The sequence below is a fragment of the Flavobacterium seoulense genome, from assembly GCF_000695795.1.
In the GTDB taxonomy this organism is placed as follows: domain Bacteria; phylum Bacteroidota; class Bacteroidia; order Flavobacteriales; family Flavobacteriaceae; genus Flavobacterium; species Flavobacterium seoulense.
In genome coordinates this window covers 1-15,923 of record NZ_JNCA01000044.1, presented here as the reverse complement: position 1 = coordinate 15,923, position 15,923 = coordinate 1, and the positions used below count along the sequence as shown (strand labels likewise).

Genomic DNA, 15,923 nt, shown 5'->3' with positions numbered 1-15,923 from the left:
AAAATAAATTTACATATTATTCAAAGAACTTTCCTTGTGCAAACATAGGATGACAAAACTAGCTGGGTTTTCATTATGAAAAATAATCGTGCTAGCTAGCCCTGATGGTAGCGGCATCCTTGTGGAGGCAGGCTTTATGCCGACATAAAATATAGCGAACAGCAGGAACTTAGTTTCTTGAATAGATTGAATGTCTGCTCCAAAAATTTAAAACAAAAAAAAATAGGCTGTCTTTGTAGGACAGCCTATTTCTATATTCAGAATCTGAGATTATTTACTCAAATACATTTTTCTTCTAGAGTACAATTCGTAGAATTGATCGTCTTTTAAGTCATCAATAAACAAGATGCTTTCTCCTGTTGATTTCATTTCAGGTCCTAAAGCTTTGTTTACATTCGGGAATTTACTGAAAGAGAATACCGGTTGTTTGATTGCATATCCGTTTAATTTTGGATTAAAATCAAAGTCAGTTACTTTATTGTGTCCTAACATTACTTTAGTAGCATAGTTTACATAAGGCTCTCCGTAAGCTTTAGCGATAAACGGAACCGTACGTGAAGCTCTTGGATTAGCTTCGATAATATAAACCGTATCATCTTTAATTGCAAACTGGATATTGATTAAACCAACTGTTTTTAAAGCTACAGCGATTTTTTGTGTATGATCTTTAATTTGTTGCATTACAAACTCTCCTAAGTTAAAAGGAGGCAAGGTAGCATTTGAATCTCCAGAGTGCACTCCGCAAGGTTCAATGTGCTCCATAATTCCGATGATGTACACATTACCATCAGCATCACAAATAGCATCTGCTTCTGCTTCAATCGCACCATCAAGGTAGTGATCTAACAATAATTTGTTCCCTGGAATTGTTTTTAGCAGGTTCACTACGTGCTCTTCTAATTCTTGTTTGTTGATTACAATTTTCATTCCCTGACCTCCTAATACATAAGAAGGACGAATCAATAATGGGAAATCCAGCTGGTCAGCTAAAGCCGAAGCTTCATCAGCAGTTTCAGCAATTCCGAATTTAGGGAAAGGAATATTTAATTCAGTCAATAAATCAGAGAAACGTCCTCTGTCTTCCGCTAAATCTAGTGCATCAAAGCTAGTTCCGATGATTTTCACACCGTATTTAGATAATTTTTCAGCCAATTTAAGTGCTGTCTGACCACCTAACTGAACGATAACACCTTCCGGTTTTTCGTGTTGGATGATATCGTAAATATGTTCCCAGAATACTGGCTCGAAGTATAATTTATCAGCTGTATCAAAGTCAGTCGAAACAGTTTCAGGATTACAGTTAATCATGATAGTTTCGTAACCACATTCTTTAGAAGCTAAAACTCCGTGTACACAAGAATAATCAAACTCAATTCCTTGTCCAATACGGTTAGGTCCTGAACCTAAAACAATGATTTTCTTTTTCTCTGTTACAATACTTTCGTTATCTACATAACGTGTTCCATCAGCTTTTTCAATTTCAGCTTCAAAAGTTGAGTAGTAATATGGTGTTTTTGCTTTAAACTCAGCCGCACAAGTATCTACTAATTTAAATACACGGTTGATGTTCATGTTCATACGTAATGTATGCACTTCGCTTTCTAAACAGCTCATCATGTGAGCAATTTGTCTGTCGGCAAAACCTTTTTGTTTTGCTTCAAGCAACAATTCTTTTGGTAAAGAAGCCACTGTATATTTAGCAATTTCTTTTTCAAGCGTATGTAATTCTTCGTATTGTTTCAAGAACCACATATCGATTTTAGTAATTTCATGAATTCTGCTCAAAGGAATTCCCATCGCGATAGCATCATAAATTACAAATACACGATCCCAACTTGCATAAGTTAGTTTTTCGATAATTTGCTCATAATTGCTATATCCTTTTCCGTCAGCACCTAAACCATTTCGTTTAATTTCTAATGATTGAGTAGCTTTGTGTAAGGCTTCCTGGAACGAACGTCCAATACCCATTACCTCACCTACTGACTTCATTTGAAGACCTAAAGTTCTGTCAGATCCTTCAAATTTATCAAAGTTCCAACGTGGTATTTTCACGATTACATAATCTAAAGTCGGTTCGAATAAAGCCGAAGTAGATTTTGTAATTTGGTTTTGTAATTCATCTAAGTTGTATCCTAAAGCTAATTTTGTAGCAATTTTAGCAATTGGATAACCTGTAGCTTTTGAAGCCAAGGCAGAAGAACGAGATACACGAGGGTTGATTTCGATAGCTACGATATCTTCTTTTTCGTCTGGAGAAACCGCAAACTGTACGTTACAGCCTCCTGCAAAGTTTCCAATACTACGCATCATTAGGATAGCATAATCACGTAATTTTTGGAAAGTGGTGTCTGATAATGTCATGGCTGGTGCCACAGTAATCGAATCTCCGGTATGGATTCCCATTGGGTCCATATTTTCGATAGAACAAATAATTACAACATTATCATTTTTATCTCTTAAAAGCTCTAATTCGTATTCTTTCCATCCCATCAAAGCCTTATCGATAAGTACTTCGTGAATTGGAGACGCCTCAAGACCGGCAGTTAACAATCTGTCAAAATCTTCCGGCTTGTAAACGATAGCTGCTCCAGTTCCACCAAGTGTAAATGATGGACGAATTACTAATGGAAATCCAAATTCCTGAGCAATTTCTTTTCCTCTTAAATATGAAGTACAAATTTCAGCCGGAGCTGTAGGTACATTAATTTTCTTAAGAAGTGCTTTAAATTGGTCTCTGTCTTCAGTAATATTGATGGCATTTACGTCAACACCTATCAATTTTACTCCAAAATCTTTCCAAATACCTTTTTCTTCAGCCTCTAAACACAAGTTCAAAGCCGTTTGTCCTCCCATTGTAGGCAATACAGCATCAATTTGTGGATGTTCTTTTAAGATTTCAATAATCGATTTAGTTGTTAAAGGCTTTAAATAAATATGATCCGCCATAGAAGGGTCGGTCATAATTGTAGCAGGGTTCGAATTGATAAGGATAACCTCGATTCCTTCTTCACGCATTGAACGTGCTGATTGCGATCCTGCGTAATCAAATTCGCAAGCTTGACCAATAACAATAGGACCTGAACCTATAATTAAAACTGATTTTATGGAAGTGTCTTTTGGCATTATGATGTAATTATTGTTTTTTCAAGTTTTTTTTATTTCTCAATTCTGTACATTTAAAATGATGCAACTCACTAAAAATCTTAAGTTTGAGTTTTATTTTTGACAAGGTATAAAAAAAGGCGGTACTAAAAAAAGTAACGCCCTTATTTATGTTTATACAAACATTATTTTTTGTGTCTAGGCTCGCTAGAAACAGTTAATTTATGTCTTCCTTTAGCTCTTCTACGCGCAAGAACTTTTCTTCCATTAGCAGAAGCCATTCTGTCCATAAATCCGTGTTTATTTCTTCTTTTTCTTTTCGATGGTTGAAACGTTCTTTTGCTCATTGCTTTGTATCTTTAAAATCTTATTTATATGTGTCTTTTATTTGGTCGGATAGTCCTTATTCCAAAACCGAGTGCAAATATACAAAGACTTTTTTTTCTGGCAAGAAGTTTTATAAAAATATTTTTAATTCCTTTTACTATCTTTGCAATCACAAATTAAAACCCAATCATGTTAAACAAAAATATCAAACTTATCATCGCTGGACTTATTGTAATCGCCAGCATTTGGCAATTTACAGAAAACAATATAGGAAATGGAATTTTCTTATTATTACTTACAATAATCCCTGTTTTCCTTTATTATAGAAATGAATTTATCTTATTAGCTTTTTTAAAACTAAGAAAACAAGATTTTGAAGGCGCTCAAAAATGGCTTTCTTACATTAAAAATCCATCATCAGCATTAGTAAAAAAACAGGAAGGATACTTTAATTACCTTCACGGAATCATGCTTTCTCAAACAAATATTAATCAGTCTGAGAAATATTTCAAAAAAGCGATTGAATTAGGATTATCTATGGATATGGATTTGGCTGTAGCCAAATTAAACCTTGCCGGAATTGCCTTGTCAAGAAGAAGAAAACTAGAAGCTACTAATTTAATCAGCGAAGTAAAAAAACTTGACAAGCAAAATATGCTGAAAGAGCAAATCACGATGATGAAAGAGCAAATGAAAAAAATCTAACGATTTTAAATTTCAATATTTTTAAAATCCCAAATTTCAAAAGAGTTTGGGATTTTTTTATTGCTAGACACGAAGCAATCTCATTTGTCAATTTCCATAAATTGGTATTTGGAATTTATCCCGAAGCTTCGGGATTGGAATTTCCCTCAAGAATAATGTTAGCCAAATTAGCATTAAACCATCGGTATTTGGTAAAAACCATTACATGCGTCCCTCCTTCTACCACAATACAGTTTTTGATATTTTTCACAGGAAACATTTGGTCTTTATCGCCGTGAATATGAATTAGATCTTCATTAATTTCAGTACAATTCCATAACAAAACTTTATCAAAAGCCCATTTTAAATAACGGCTGTCCCGCACCGAAAGAAATTTTTCATACAGCTGCATTCTCTGTTTCATTTTCTCACCCGAAACCAATTCGATTAACTTTATAAATTTTAAAAGCAAACCAATTGGCACCAACTTATAAAGTCTTGTTATTTTTATAAGCTTCAAACGTCTTGGAAATTCTAAATCCGTTTTTAAACTCGAAATTATGATTAGTTTCCTAACCGAAATATGTTTTGCTATCTCCTGAACCAAAATTCCCCCAAAAGAAACTCCTATCAAAACCGGATTTTCTTCCTTAATATTTAGAGCAATTCGTTTAGCATAATCATTCAAAGATTCTTTAGCATTAGGAATTTCCCATTCTAAATAAAAAACCTCAAACAACGCTTCATCCAGTTTGATTTTTGAAAAAATCAACGGATTTGCTGCTAATCCAGGCATAAAATAAATAGGAATTTTATTCATTTTTATAGTCATCATCCAGTTTTACCAGATTTGGAATTTGTAAATTTATAAGATTTTAAATTTAAAAAACGCTAATTTTACATTAATCTAATTAATTCTAACTAATGCTTTTTTCCAAAATTACACATACTCATAAATTAACTGTACTATTTTTAATTCTTTTTAGTACTTGTTCTTTTGCACAAAACGAACTTACACATGACAGTTACTGGATTGAAAGAGAAAACAATAACGCAATAATTGGAGTAAAAAACTGCTATATCAGGAATGCACCATCAATAAATGCAAAACTTCTCGATTCTTTACAAATGGGAAAAGAAGTTTTAATCCTAAAATCAACAGAAAACAAATTGAAAATAAAAGGAATAAATGTTTCCTGGATTCAAATTCAATACACAAACAAAAGCGGAGAAACTCAAACAGGATTTTTATGGAAAGGTTTTCTGGCTTTGGGATTTCAAAAAAATAAACAAAACACTTTTTTAACAACGATTGACAAGATAGAAACCATAACAAAAAACAACTTCGAGCAGGAAATGTTTTCGATTTCAGCTAAAATTTTAGACCAGGACAATAATTTACTATACCAAAAAACAATTCAAAAAAATATCACTGATAGCTATTATTTTGAAGACAAAACAATTGGCGGACTGGGTTTAAAAAACATTTCAGAAATTTATCGAATCAGTTTTAGTGGTCAAGCCTGCGGAATTCCTTCTTTGTATTATTATTTTGGTTGGGACAATAAAAAATTCCTTGAACTCCCAGAAAAATATTCTGTTGGAGATGCAGGTATTTATTATTATTATGAAAATTTTATTTTCCCAAAAGAAAGCGGTGGAAAACCTGATTTGATTATCAAAAAAGTAAAACAAGCTGAAGGCAATAACGAAAGTAAAGAATACTACTCTTTTAATGTTTCTGAGTGGAGCGAAACCTACAAATGGAACGGAGAAAAAGCCAGTTTTATCAGTAAATCAAAAATAAAAAAGTACATCGAAAAAGACTAAATTTATAAATTATGGAATCTAAAATAGACATTAAAGACAATCTGTTTGCCAGACAATTTGAAACTATAACAGAAAAAGGATTAGTGAGCGTTGAATATCAATTACAGGAGAAAAAAATATTTTTAACAAAGATTAATCTTCCTGACGCATTCGACAACGAAGCCTTTATCTCTGATTTTCTAAAAGAAATTTTAGAAATTATAAGCGAAAGAAAACAAAAAGCAGTTCCTATTCTCCCTAAAATCGTACAGTTTTTCAAAAAGAATCCTGTTTACAAAGAATTACTTCCTCCCGGAATCAGAATTTAATTTTTCGAAAATAAAAAGGCACAAGAATTAACTTATGCCTCCATTAAAATTATTATGAACGAAATTATTTTTCAATTTCTTTCATACTATCCATTTTCTTATGAGCAAGGAAACCGGTAATATCTTCAAAATGCTCTACTACTCTTTTGTTTCCAAATTCGAAAACCTTAGTTGCTAATCCATCAAGGAAATCACGGTCGTGAGAAACCAGAATTAAAGTTCCGTCAAAATCACGTAACGCATCTTTAATAATATCTTTAGTTTTCATATCCAGGTGATTCGAAGGCTCATCCAGAATCAATAAGTTTACCGGTTCTAACAACAACTTAATCATTGCCAAACGTGTTTTTTCACCTCCTGAAAGTACTTTTACCTTCTTAGTAATATCATCACCCTGAAACATAAATGCTCCCAAGATGTTTTTGATTTGGGTACGAATATCTCCAACAGCAATACTATCAATTGTTTCAAAAATAGTAGCATTTTCATCTAACAGCGAAGCCTGATTTTGAGCAAAATACCCAATTTGAGCATTATGTCCTACTTCTACACTTCCGCTATCAATACCAATTTCTTTCATGATAGCCTTAATCATCGTAGACTTACCTTCACCATTTTTACCTACGAAAGCTACTTTTTGCCCTCTTTCGATAACAATATTTGCATCCTTAAAAACTACGTGATCTCCGTAAGTTTTAGACATTTCCTTAACAATAACCGGATATTGTCCTGAACGTGCCGCAGGCGGAAACTTCAATCGCAATGCTGAAGTATCTACCTCATCCACCTGAACAATTTCCAGTTTTTCTAACATACGAACACGTGATTGCACCGCATCGGTTTTAGAAAAAGTTCCTTTAAAGCGTTCGATGAACGCACGGTTATCAGCTATCATTTTTTGCTGTTCATCGTATGCTTTTTGCTGATGAATTCTACGGTCTTTACGCAATTCTAAATAATGAGAATATTTTGCTTTATAATCGTAAATTCTTCCCATTGTCACCTCAATCGTACGATTAGTAATATTATCAACAAAAGCCCTGTCGTGAGAAATCACCACAACCGCCTTAGCCGAATTAATCAGGAAATCTTCTAACCATTGAATACTCTCAATATCCATGTGGTTTGTTGGCTCATCCAGCAAAATCAAATCAGGTTTGCGTAATAAGATTTTAGCCAACTCGATTCGCATTCTCCATCCTCCTGAAAACTCAGATGTCTGACGCGTAAAATCCTCGCTTACAAAACCTAATCCTTTCAAGATTTTCTCTACCTCAGCCTCGTAATTCACCTCCTCGATAGCATAAAACTTCTCACTTAAATCCGAAACTCGCTCGATTAATTTCATATACTCATCACTTTCATAATCAGTACGAACAGTTAACTGCTCATTGATTTCATCTATTTCGGCTTTCATTTTAAATATTTCAGAAAAAGCCTTAGACGCTTCTTCCATAACAGTAGCCCCGTCTTCAGTCAATAAATGCTGCGGCAAATAAGCAATAACCGCTTCTTTTGGAGCAGAAATACTACCTGTAGAAGGCTTAGAATTCCCTGCGATAATTTTTAGCAAAGTTGATTTTCCTGCACCATTTTTACCCATAAGGGCAATTTTATCATTTTCATTGATAGCAAAAGAAACATCGCTAAACAAAGTTGTTCCGCCAAATTGAACGGATATATCATTAATTGTAATCATTGTTTGAAGTTAGAAGTTAGAGGCTGGAAGTTAGAAGTTTCCGTCCTCAATAATTTTAAAAGCGCAAAGATAGCTTAATTAAATAATTAGTCAATTAGAAAATGTACAATTTGATAATGCTAAAACTCATCATAAAATAAAACCCGAGAGCTTAAAAAAACTATCGGGTTTCTAAAAATTATTTAATTTTCACATTGATTAAATAGTCAATCAATCCTTTCGCCACTTCTTAGTCAACTCAAAAACATGTTCTAAAATCGCTGCTTCCTTTTCATCAAATTCCGTGTTTCGTCTCGCCATAACTAATTTAGCAGTTTCAAAAGCTTTTTTAGTAATATAAGTAGAAAAACCGGCTGCTCCACCCCAAGAAAAACTTGGAACAAAATTACGAGGAAATCCGCTTCCGAAAATATTTGAACTCACTCCTACCACCGTTCCCGTGTTAAACATCGTATTGATTCCGCATTTACTGTGATCGCCCATCATTAAACCGCAAAACTGCAATCCTGTTTTAGCAAAACCTTCTTTTTCATAGCTCCACAATTTCACTTCTTCGTAATTGTTTTTCAAATTCGAATTATTACTATCAGCACCAATATTACACCATTCGCCCAAAACCGAATTTCCTAAAAATCCGTCATGTCCTTTACTCGAACAGGCAAATAATACCGAATTATTGATTTCTCCACCAATTTTAGAATACGGTCCCACAGTTGTCGCCCCATAAACCTTAGCTCCTAACTTAACCACAGCACCTTCACACAAAGCAAAAGGCCCTCGAATTAAAGATCCTTCCATAATTAAAGTATCTTTTCCAATATAAATAGGTCCCGTTGACGCATTTAGAGTCACAAATTCCAATTGTGCTCCTTCTTCAATAAAAATATTTTCCGGTGCAATTACATTTACACTTTTTGGAATTGGCTGTGATTTTCTGTCTTCAGTTAAAAATTCGAAATCTTCACGAATAGCGGCAGTATTTTTTGAAAAAATATCCCAGGTGTTTGTTACCGTCAGACAATCTTCTGTAAATTCAATAATTTCATAATTATCAAAATCAACTTCTTCCTGACTGTCATTGGTATAAAAAGCAATTACTTCTTCTCCTTTAAAGATAGCCTGATTCGGTTCTAAATTCGAAACCATTTCAGCTAAAACTCCGTTAGGTAAAAAAGAAGCACAAATCATTACGTTTTCTTCTAATTCCACCATTGGGTATTTTTCAGACAAATATTCCTCAGTCAAAGTTGTAATTGTTGAACCTAAATATTTTTCCCATTTTTGACGAATAGTCAGAATTCCAATAAGAATATCCGCTACCGGACGGGTAAAAGTAAATGGCAATAATGCATTACGAGCTGGTCCGTCAAAAAGTATATAATTCATAAAGTTGTCTATTTATTAATGGCGTATTTTCTTAAAATTTGAGCCAAAGTTACAAAGTTTTCAAAAAGATAAAAATAAAAAAGCCTCCCAAACGGAAGGCTTAATTTATTTAAAAACAAATTAAAATTATTTAATGTGTTTAGCGTATTTAGTTTTGAATTTATCAATACGTCCTGCAGTATCGATAAGTTTAGATTTACCAGTGTAAAAAGGGTGAGAAGTTCTAGAGATCTCCATTTTTACAACTGGGTATTCAACACCGTCAACTGTAATTGTCTCTTTAGTATCTGCAGTAGATTTAGTGATAAAAACGTCGTCATTTGACATGTCTTTAAAAGCAACTAATCTGTAATTTTCTGGGTGTACACCTTTTTTCATCTTGAATCTTTTTTATTTGTTTGGTTATAACTCATTTTGAAGCTTTTCGTTTAACAGAAAAGGTATAAACTAATTATAACTTTTTATTATAAATTATTTTGAGGATGCAAAAATACAATTATTTTTCAATAAACAAATCTTTATTTCTTTTTTTTATATAAATACCTAAAAACAGAATTACTATATTTGTTCCTTAATTGAAAACACAGCACGATGATTCATGAAACCATCAAAAAAAACGGAATTACTTTTGGATTTATAACTGGTTTAACTTCTGTTTTAATCACTACTTTAATCTACACTATTGATTTAAATTTATTCACTTCACCTTGGGTTGGTTTTTTCAACCTAGGCTTGTATTTAATCATTGCAATTGTATTATTAGTAAAAACTAAAAAAGAATTTCAAGGTGTTTTTACTTTCAAAGATGCGTTTACTACTTATTTTATTTCAGCTTTAATTGGGATTGTAATTTCTGTTCTTTTCAATATTATATTATTCAATGTTATTGATCCTGCTGCCAAAGATACAATCAAAGAGTTGACAATAAAATTTATGATTTCGGCAATGGAAAAATTCAATGCTCCGGCTGAAGGAATCAATAAAGCAATTGCAGATTTAAAAGAAAATGACCAATTCTCAGTTTTGGGACTTTTAAAAGGCTCTTTATCTAATATTGTTTTCTGTACCATTTTTGGTTTAATTTTGGCTGCTTTTTTCAAAAGCAAACCCTCATCACAAGAATAAAAATCGATGAATCTATCTATATTAATACCACTTCTTAACGAAGAAGAATCTCTTAAAGAACTGTATACCTGGATTATTAAGGTAATGCAGGAAAACCGTTATTCGTACGAAATCATATTTCTTGATGACGGAAGTTCTGATAAATCATGGTCAATCATTCAGGGATTTGCTGCCGAAAACACCCACGTAAAAGGAATTCGATTTATGAAGAATTTTGGTAAATCACAGGCTTTGCACGCTGGTTTTGCCAAAGCTCAGGGCGATGTCATTATTACAATGGATGCTGATTTACAAGACAGTCCTGAAGAAATTCCCGGATTATATGAAATGATTACCAATCAAAATTTTGATTTGGTTTCAGGATGGAAAAAGAAACGTTATGACTCGGTTGTGGCTAAAAATCTTCCTTCTAAGTTATTTAACTGGGCTGCCAGAAAAACTTCGGGAGTAGAATTGAATGATTTTAACTGCGGATTAAAAGCCTACCGAAATGTAGTCGTAAAAAACATTGAAGTTTCAGGCGAAATGCACCGTTATATTCCTGTTTTGGCAAAAAATGCCGGATTTGGAAAAATTGGTGAAAAAGTAGTACAGCATCAGGCTAGAAAATACGGCGAGACTAAATTTGGTATGGAACGTTTCATTAACGGTTTCCTTGATTTAATCACAATTTGGTTCTTATCCCGATTTGGAAAAAGACCTATGCACTTATTTGGTGCAATTGGTTCCCTTATGTTCGTCATTGGTTTTTTACTGGCAGGATATATTGGTGTTTCTAAATTATACCACATGTACAACAACATGCGCTATAGCTTAGTGACTAATAATCCCTGGTTTTACATTGCATTAACCACAATGATATTAGGTACACAACTATTTTTAGCCGGATTTTTAGGCGAAATTATTTTACGTACTAAAAATAACGAGGAACGCTATAAAATTGCCAACGAAATTAATTTTTTGCAAAACTAAAAACACCAACATAAAACTATAAATACTAAAATATGGAAATTAAACAACATATATTAGATGCAGTTAACGAATGGCAAAGTCCAATATTTGATGCAGCTACTCAGGAAGAACTTCAAAATTTAATTACAACTTCTCCTAAAGAACTTGAAGAAAGTTTTTATAAAAACTTAGAATTTGGAACTGGAGGAATGCGTGGTATCATGGGCGTTGGAAACAACCGAATTAACAAATACACGCTTGGAAAAAGCACACAGGGACTTTCAAATTATTTGAAATCTGTTTTTCCTAACCAACCTATAAAAGCGGTTATTGCTTTTGATTGCCGTCATAACAGTAAATCATTAGCTAAAGTAGTTGCTGATGTTTTCTCGGCTAATGGAATTCAGGTCTATTTATTTTCAGATTTAAGACCAACACCGGAATTATCTTTTGCATTGAAACATTTAGGCTGTCAATGCGGAATTGTTCTTACTGCTTCTCATAATCCACCGGAATACAATGGTTACAAAGTGTATTGGGAAGATGGCGGACAAATTGTTCCTCCTCAGGACGGAGCCATAATTAATGCTATCGAAAAATTAAATTATAACGAAATCAAATTTGACGCCAACGAAGATTTGATTCAGTATATCGACAAAGATGTTGATCAGGCTTTCATCAAATCAACTATAGAAAACGCCAGTTTTGACACTCCTGCTGAAGCAAAAGACAATCTAAACATTGTTTTCACTTCTTTACACGGAACTTCGATTACTGCTGTTCCTGAAACTTTTGCACAAGCGGGCTATAAAAATGTTCACATTGTTGAAGAACAAAGAGTTCCTAATGGTGATTTCCCTACGGTAAAATCGCCAAACCCGGAAGAACCGGAAGCTTTGACTTTAGCATTAGCTCTTGCCGATAAAACAAATGCTGATATCGTTATTGGTACTGATCCTGATTGTGACCGTTTAGGGATTGCTGTTCGAAATAACGAAGGCGAAATGACTTTATTAAACGGAAATCAAACCATGATTTTAATGACTGCCTTTTTATTAGAGAAATGGAAAAAAGCAGGTAAAATCAACGGAAAACAATTTGTAGGATCAACAATTGTTTCTACTCCTATGATTATGGAACTGGCTTCGGCTTATGAAGTTGGCTTCAAAGTAGGTTTGACTGGTTTCAAATGGATTGCCAAAATGATTAAGGATTTCCCGGAATTGGAATTCATTGGCGGTGGAGAAGAAAGTTTTGGATACATGGTAGGCGATGCAGTTCGTGATAAAGATGCGGTTGCAGCTACACTATTAATTTGCGAAGTGGCCGCTCAGGCCAAAGCTAACGGAAGCACCGTTTACAAAGAATTATTAAAACTATACGTAGAACACGGATTATACAAAGAATATTTAGTTTCGTTAACTAAAAAAGGAATTGAAGGTCTACAGGAAATCAACCAAATGATGATTGACCTGAGAGAAAATCCATTAAAAGAAATCAACGGGCAACGTGTAGTTATGGTGGAAGATTACCAATCTTCAATTGCTAAAAACTTATTGGATGGCGAAGAATTAGCGATCGACATGCCTAAATCTAATGTATTGATTTATTATACTGAAGACGGTTCTAAAATTTGTGCCAGACCAAGTGGAACTGAACCTAAAATTAAGTTCTACATCAGTGTAAATACAGAACTGGATTCAGTTGAAAATTTCAACGAAGTAGAAAATATCTTAGACGAAAAAATTAAAAACATTATTACTGCAATGCAATTAAAATAATGGATATCAACATAAAAAAACTTTTTCCTTTTGTTGCAAATTATAAAAAACACATTTATTTAAATGTGTTTTTTAATATATTTTATGCACTATTTTCAACTCTGCTGATGGTATCAATGATACCTACTTTAAATGTGCTTTTTGGAATTGATCAAAAACTATACAAAGAGCCCCAATACGAAGGAATTGGAAGCATTAAAAAATATACTGGAGATTTCCTGAATTACAAAATGACAACACTAACCGACGTTTACGGTTTTAAAATCATGTTGCTTTTTGTGATTTCAATTATCATTATAACAGCTTTTTTAAAAAACATAACCAATTATTTTGCTTCTTACCACGTTACCCGTTTAAGAAACGGTGTTCTTAGAGATTTAAGAAAAAAACTATACACAACAATCATCAATCTACCTATATCTTACTATTCTGAGAAAAAAAAAGGAGATGTAATGGCTCGTATGTTAGGTGATATTAATGACGTTCAAAATTCTTTTTTTCAAATTTTAGAATTGATAGTCAGAGAACCTTTGACTATTATTTTTTCTATTGTAACGATGTTTATTATCAGTCCAAAACTTTCTCTATTTGTTTTAGTATTCATTCCGGTTGCAGGATTCATTATTTCTAAAATTGGAAAAAATCTGAAAGCTAAATCGATAAAGGCTCAAAACGAAAATGGTATTTTTATTTCTGTTTTAGACGAAACTCTGGGCGGCTTAAAAGTGGTGAAAGGCTATAATGCAGAAGAATCATTTATCGAAAAATTCAACAATTCTATCAATCGTCTTTTACACCTTTCTAACAGCATCGGCAACAAAAATAACTTAGCTTCTCCTATGAGTGAGTTCTTAGGAATTGTGACTATTGCAGTTCTGTTATGGTTTGGTGCACAATTAGTTGTTGAAGACCAATCTATCACTTCGGCGACTTTTATTACTTATATTGCTCTTGCTTACACTATTTTAACTCCTGCCAAAGCGGTTTCTAAAGCTTCTTATCAGGTAAAATCAGGATTAGCAGCTGCCGAAAGAGTATTCACATTAATGGAACAGGAAAACACTATTACTGACAAGACCAATGCAGTAGATAAAGATACTTTCACCCACTCTATTAAACTAGAAAACATTAATTTCAGATACAAAAAAGAGAATGTTCTTGACAACTTTACACTGGAAATCCCAAAAGGAAAAACAGTTGCTTTAGTGGGACAATCGGGTTCCGGAAAAAGTACTATTGCTAATTTACTGACTCGTTTTTATGATGTCAACGAAGGTAAAATCACGATGGACGACCTTGACATCAAAGACATTAAATTAAAATCTTTAAGAAGTTTAATAGGACTCGTTACTCAGGATTCCGTTTTATTTAACGACACCATAAAAGCCAACATTGCTTTAGGAAAACCAGATGCCACAGACGAAGAGGTTATTGAAGCTTTAAAAATTGCCAATGCTTATGAATTTATAAAAGATTTACCGGAAGGCATTTATACTAATGTAGGCGACAGTGGAAATAAACTTTCAGGTGGACAAAAACAACGCTTGTCTATTGCTCGTGCTGTTTTGAAAAATCCTCCAATTATGATTTTGGATGAAGCGACTTCGGCATTAGATACCGAAAGCGAAAAATTTGTGCAAGTTGCGCTAGAAAACATGATGCAAAACCGAACTTCGATTGTAATTGCGCACCGTCTTTCCACCATTCAAAAAGCAGATACCATTATTGTGATGAAAAAAGGAAAAATTGTCGAACAAGGAACACATGATCAATTAATTGCTTTGGATGGCGCTTATAATAAACTCGTAATGATGCAGTCATTCGAATAAATAATCGTAATTTAATGTCACTTTATTTTAGATTCAAAAAACGAGTAATACCTTTATAAAACCTTTTAAATCTAAAAACAATGTACCATCATAATTCGAATATTAAACTTCCAGAAGATACCGAAACGATTGTTTGGAAATATTTAGATTTATCAAAGTTTTTAGATTTATTGCTTTCGCAAAAGTTATTCATGTCGCGTTCAGACAAATTTGAAGATCAATACGAAGGTACTTTTAGCGAACCTACATACGAAGAAATCAAGAAATTAGCGATTGACAATCCTGATTTTATCAATTATTACAAAACACATCGGGAAAAAGTAGCCATTAGCAGCTGGCATATTAATGAATACGAATCTTTTGCGATGTGGCAAATTTTTACTCAAAACAGCGAAGGTTTAGCTATTCAGTCTACCATTGGAAGATTACAAAAAGCACTGCAGCCTGAAAATAATTTCAAACAATATATTGGCGAAGTAAATTACATCGATTACAAAAAAGAATACATTCCTTTTGACGATTTGTTCTTTCCTTTTCTATTCAAACGAAAAAGTTTTCAGTACGAACGTGAAGTTCGAATTATTACTGATGTTTCCGACAGCGAAAACAATACAAAACTTAATGAAGGATTAAAAATTAGTGTTGATATTAATCAATTAATTGAAAAAATCTACATTCATCCTAAATCTGAAAATTGGTACAAAAACTTAGTAATCGAATTAGTAAAACAACTAGGATTTGATTTCACCATTGAAAAATCCGATTTAGAAAGTGATATCTTGATTTAGATTTTTTAAGTTGCTAAGACACTAAGATACTAAGTTTTTTTCTTGCTAAACATAGGAAGCACAAAGGGTACTTCGTTATAATCGATTATATAAAAAAGACATTTAAAAAT

The 15,923-nt window shown here is 33.1% G+C and carries 14 protein-coding genes; 8 read left to right on the top strand and 6 right to left on the bottom strand.

What is annotated here, in order from left to right; translation table 11 throughout:
- Window positions 1-270: 270 nt before the first annotated feature.
- Together carB and rpmH are read right to left on the bottom strand one after the other, a co-directional pair.
- Window positions 271-3,126: a carbamoyl-phosphate synthase large subunit gene (gene carB, locus FEM21_RS15950; protein WP_035662679.1), complete on the bottom strand. Its 2,856-nt coding sequence runs from the start codon at window positions 3,124-3,126 to the stop codon at window positions 271-273.
- Window positions 3,127-3,290: 164 nt separating this feature from the next.
- Window positions 3,291-3,452: a 50S ribosomal protein L34 gene (rpmH, locus tag FEM21_RS15945; RefSeq protein ID WP_008464848.1), complete on the bottom strand. Its 162-nt coding sequence runs from the start codon at window positions 3,450-3,452 to the stop codon at window positions 3,291-3,293.
- Between the two features lie 169 nt (window positions 3,453-3,621).
- On the opposite strand from rpmH, the gene FEM21_RS15940 reads away from it, so the two are divergent.
- Window positions 3,622-4,137: a hypothetical protein gene (locus FEM21_RS15940; protein WP_035662677.1), complete on the top strand. Its 516-nt coding sequence runs from the start codon at window positions 3,622-3,624 to the stop codon at window positions 4,135-4,137.
- 115 nt (window positions 4,138-4,252) lie between these two features.
- Here the strand turns inward: FEM21_RS15940 and FEM21_RS15935 are convergent, their stop codons facing one another.
- Window positions 4,253-4,936: an alpha/beta fold hydrolase gene (locus FEM21_RS15935; protein WP_035662682.1), complete on the bottom strand. Its 684-nt coding sequence runs from the start codon at window positions 4,934-4,936 to the stop codon at window positions 4,253-4,255.
- A gap of 104 nt (window positions 4,937-5,040) precedes the next feature.
- On the opposite strand from FEM21_RS15935, the gene FEM21_RS15930 reads away from it, so the two are divergent.
- Together FEM21_RS15930 and FEM21_RS15925 are read left to right on the top strand one after the other, a co-directional pair.
- On the top strand, window positions 5,041-5,946 hold the full coding sequence (locus FEM21_RS15930) for an SH3 domain-containing protein (RefSeq protein ID WP_035662674.1): 906 nt from the start codon (window positions 5,041-5,043) through the stop codon (window positions 5,944-5,946).
- A gap of 23 nt (window positions 5,947-5,969) precedes the next feature.
- On the top strand, window positions 5,970-6,254 hold the full coding sequence (locus tag FEM21_RS15925; protein WP_035662680.1) for a GNAT family N-acetyltransferase: 285 nt from the start codon (window positions 5,970-5,972) through the stop codon (window positions 6,252-6,254).
- A gap of 64 nt (window positions 6,255-6,318) precedes the next feature.
- On the opposite strand, the gene FEM21_RS15920 is transcribed toward FEM21_RS15925, so the two are convergent.
- From FEM21_RS15920 to FEM21_RS15910, 3 genes are all read right to left on the bottom strand, one after another.
- A complete protein-coding gene (locus FEM21_RS15920) occupies window positions 6,319-7,953 on the bottom strand; it encodes an ABC-F family ATP-binding cassette domain-containing protein (protein WP_035662672.1) in 1,635 nt (544 codons plus the stop codon).
- A gap of 210 nt (window positions 7,954-8,163) precedes the next feature.
- A complete protein-coding gene (locus FEM21_RS15915; protein ID WP_035662671.1) occupies window positions 8,164-9,339 on the bottom strand; it encodes a GlmU family protein in 1,176 nt (391 codons plus the stop codon).
- Between the two features lie 126 nt (window positions 9,340-9,465).
- Window positions 9,466-9,717 carry a type B 50S ribosomal protein L31 gene (locus FEM21_RS15910; protein WP_035662670.1) on the bottom strand — a complete coding sequence of 84 codons (252 nt, stop codon included), beginning with the start codon at window positions 9,715-9,717 and terminating at the stop codon, window positions 9,466-9,468.
- A 213-nt stretch (window positions 9,718-9,930) separates the two neighbouring features.
- Here FEM21_RS15910 and FEM21_RS15905 point away from each other — a divergent pair, with 213 nt between their 5' ends.
- The 5 genes from FEM21_RS15905 (at window position 9,931) to FEM21_RS15885 (ending at window position 15,813) form a co-directional block, all read left to right on the top strand.
- Window positions 9,931-10,464, top strand: coding sequence for a DUF4199 domain-containing protein (locus tag FEM21_RS15905; RefSeq protein WP_035662669.1), 534 nt, complete (start codon window positions 9,931-9,933; stop codon window positions 10,462-10,464).
- Window positions 10,465-10,470: 6 nt separating this feature from the next.
- Complete coding sequence (locus FEM21_RS15900) at window positions 10,471-11,436, top strand: glycosyltransferase family 2 protein (RefSeq protein WP_035662668.1); 966 nt, start codon at window positions 10,471-10,473, stop codon at window positions 11,434-11,436.
- Window positions 11,437-11,468: 32 nt separating this feature from the next.
- Window positions 11,469-13,196 carry a phospho-sugar mutase gene (locus FEM21_RS15895; RefSeq protein ID WP_035662666.1) on the top strand — a complete coding sequence of 576 codons (1,728 nt, stop codon included), beginning with the start codon at window positions 11,469-11,471 and terminating at the stop codon, window positions 13,194-13,196.
- Window positions 13,196-15,025, top strand: coding sequence for an ABC transporter ATP-binding protein (locus tag FEM21_RS15890; RefSeq protein WP_035662664.1), 1,830 nt, complete (start codon window positions 13,196-13,198; stop codon window positions 15,023-15,025). Before FEM21_RS15895 ends, FEM21_RS15890 begins: the two co-directional genes overlap by 1 nt.
- An 80-nt stretch (window positions 15,026-15,105) precedes the next feature.
- Window positions 15,106-15,813: a hypothetical protein gene (locus FEM21_RS15885; RefSeq protein ID WP_035662662.1), complete on the top strand. Its 708-nt coding sequence runs from the start codon at window positions 15,106-15,108 to the stop codon at window positions 15,811-15,813.
- Window positions 15,814-15,923 lie beyond the last annotated feature (110 nt).

Excerpts from the sequence above, each read along its gene's own strand:
- rpmH (WP_008464848.1), bottom strand. The coding sequence starts at position 3,452 with ATGAGCAAAAGAACGTTTCAACCATCGAAAAGAAAAAGAAGAAATAAA.
- FEM21_RS15910 (WP_035662670.1), bottom strand. The coding sequence starts at position 9,717 with ATGAAAAAAGGTGTACACCCAGAAAATTACAGATTAGTTGCTTTTAAA.
- FEM21_RS15900 (WP_035662668.1), top strand. The coding sequence starts at position 10,471 with ATGAATCTATCTATATTAATACCACTTCTTAACGAAGAAGAATCTCTT.
- FEM21_RS15915 (WP_035662671.1), bottom strand. The coding sequence starts at position 9,339 with ATGAATTATATACTTTTTGACGGACCAGCTCGTAATGCATTATTGCCA.
- FEM21_RS15920 (WP_035662672.1), bottom strand. The coding sequence starts at position 7,953 with ATGATTACAATTAATGATATATCCGTTCAATTTGGCGGAACAACTTTG.
- FEM21_RS15885 (WP_035662662.1), top strand. The coding sequence starts at position 15,106 with ATGTACCATCATAATTCGAATATTAAACTTCCAGAAGATACCGAAACG.
- FEM21_RS15935 (WP_035662682.1), bottom strand. The coding sequence starts at position 4,936 with ATGAATAAAATTCCTATTTATTTTATGCCTGGATTAGCAGCAAATCCG.
- FEM21_RS15905 (WP_035662669.1), top strand. The coding sequence starts at position 9,931 with ATGATTCATGAAACCATCAAAAAAAACGGAATTACTTTTGGATTTATA.
- FEM21_RS15940 (WP_035662677.1), top strand. The coding sequence starts at position 3,622 with ATGTTAAACAAAAATATCAAACTTATCATCGCTGGACTTATTGTAATC.
- FEM21_RS15895 (WP_035662666.1), top strand. The coding sequence starts at position 11,469 with ATGGAAATTAAACAACATATATTAGATGCAGTTAACGAATGGCAAAGT.
- carB (WP_035662679.1), bottom strand. The coding sequence starts at position 3,126 with ATGCCAAAAGACACTTCCATAAAATCAGTTTTAATTATAGGTTCAGGT.
- FEM21_RS15890 (WP_035662664.1), top strand. The coding sequence starts at position 13,196 with ATGGATATCAACATAAAAAAACTTTTTCCTTTTGTTGCAAATTATAAA.
- FEM21_RS15930 (WP_035662674.1), top strand. The coding sequence starts at position 5,041 with ATGCTTTTTTCCAAAATTACACATACTCATAAATTAACTGTACTATTT.